Annotated in this window: 2 protein-coding genes and 1 pseudogene; all 3 read left to right on the top strand. The window is 67.9% G+C overall.

Features of this window, described 5'->3' with window-relative positions; translation table 11 throughout:
• Window positions 1-313, top strand: a pseudogene (locus AC04L7_RS18855) (DNA polymerase III subunit gamma/tau); the annotation flags it as partial.
• Between the two features lie 7 nt (window positions 314-320).
• Entirely contained in the window at window positions 321-641 is a 321-nt protein-coding gene (locus tag AC04L7_RS18850; RefSeq protein WP_296280101.1) for a YbaB/EbfC family nucleoid-associated protein, read from the top strand.
• A 51-nt stretch (window positions 642-692) separates the two neighbouring features.
• Window positions 693-1,289 (top strand): recombination mediator RecR, encoded by a 597-nt coding sequence (gene recR / locus AC04L7_RS18845; protein ID WP_296280103.1) that lies wholly within the window; start codon window positions 693-695, stop codon window positions 1,287-1,289.
• Window positions 1,290-1,331 lie beyond the last annotated feature (42 nt).

The raw sequence follows: 1,331 nt of genomic DNA, 5'->3' as shown, positions 1-1,331 counted from the left end.
CGTCGCCTTCGCCGGATATGCGGACGGTACGCTGACCCTCGCGCTAGACAGCGGCTTCGACTACCTGCGATCGGAACGTACCCTCGGCGAACTCGGTGAGGCCATCGCCAGCCGCTATGGGGTGGCGCCGAGGCTGGCATTCGCGGCGGCCGCGTCGGCAAGCGAGACGCTGAAGCAGCGCAGCCACCGGCAGCGCGACGAACGCCAGAACGTCGCCGAATCGACCTTCATGAACCATCCGGACGTGCGCCAGCTGATGCAGCAGCATGGCGCCCGGCTCGTTCCGGACTCCATCCGACCTTACGAAGAGTGATCACGACATGCGTGGAAACATCGCCCAACTGATGCAGCAGGCGCAGAAGATGCAGGAGAACCTGCAGCGCGCCCAGGAAGAACTCGCCAAGCTGGAAGTCACCGGCAATGCCGGGGGCGGCATGGTCAGCGTGACGCTGACCGGCGCCAAGGAATGCCGCAAGGTCCGCATCGATCCGTCGCTGATGTCGGACGCGGAAATGCTGGAGGACCTGATCGCCGCCGCCTTCAACGATGCGTCCAACAAGGTCGACGCGGAATCGAAGTCGCGCATGGGCGCCGCCACGGCCGGCATGCCGCTGCCGCCCGGCATGAAGATGCCGTTCTGACCGCGATCCCGATCGGTTGACGGCGGCGCGCCTGCGCTGTCCCGGAACGACATGTCCAGCCCGCTGCTCGAACAGCTCATCGAAGCGTTGCGCGTCCTGCCCGGTGTCGGGCAGAAGACCGCGCAGCGCATGGCGTACCACCTGCTCGACCGGGAGCGGGACGGTGGCCGGCGCCTGGCCGGCGTCCTGGCCGAAGCGCTCGACCAGATCGGCCACTGCGAGCAGTGCCGCGATTTCACCGAGGGCGCGATCTGCACGCTCTGCGCGAGCGGCAGCCGCGACCGCCACCAGCTGTGCATCGTGGAATCGCCATCCGATCGCCTCGCCATCGAGCAGGCCACCGGCTATCGCGGGGTGTACTTCGTCCTGCACGGGCGTCTGTCGCCGCTGGATGGTGTCGGACCGCGCGAGCTTGGGCTGGATGCGCTGTCCGCGCGCCTCGCAGCGGGGGAGGTGAGCGAACTGATCATCGCCACCAACCCGACCGTCGAAGGCGAAGCGACCGCCCACTACCTTGCGCAGCTGGCGCGGCAGCAGGGCGTGCGTCCCAGTCGCCTGGCCCATGGTGTGCCGCTGGGGGGGGAACTGGAGTACGTCGACCGCGGCACGCTGGCTCATGCGTTCGGCGGCCGCAGCGAGATGACCTGATTTCACGCACGGAGAGCCGTACCGCCATGACCGACACCATCT

The organism is Pseudoxanthomonas sp. LjRoot204_2 (assembly GCF_056175765.1).
This window is presented reverse-complemented; position numbering and strand designations above follow the sequence as displayed.

Excerpts from the sequence above, each read along its gene's own strand:
- AC04L7_RS18850 (WP_296280101.1), top strand. The coding sequence starts at position 321 with ATGCGTGGAAACATCGCCCAACTGATGCAGCAGGCGCAGAAGATGCAG.
- recR (WP_296280103.1), top strand. The coding sequence starts at position 693 with ATGTCCAGCCCGCTGCTCGAACAGCTCATCGAAGCGTTGCGCGTCCTG.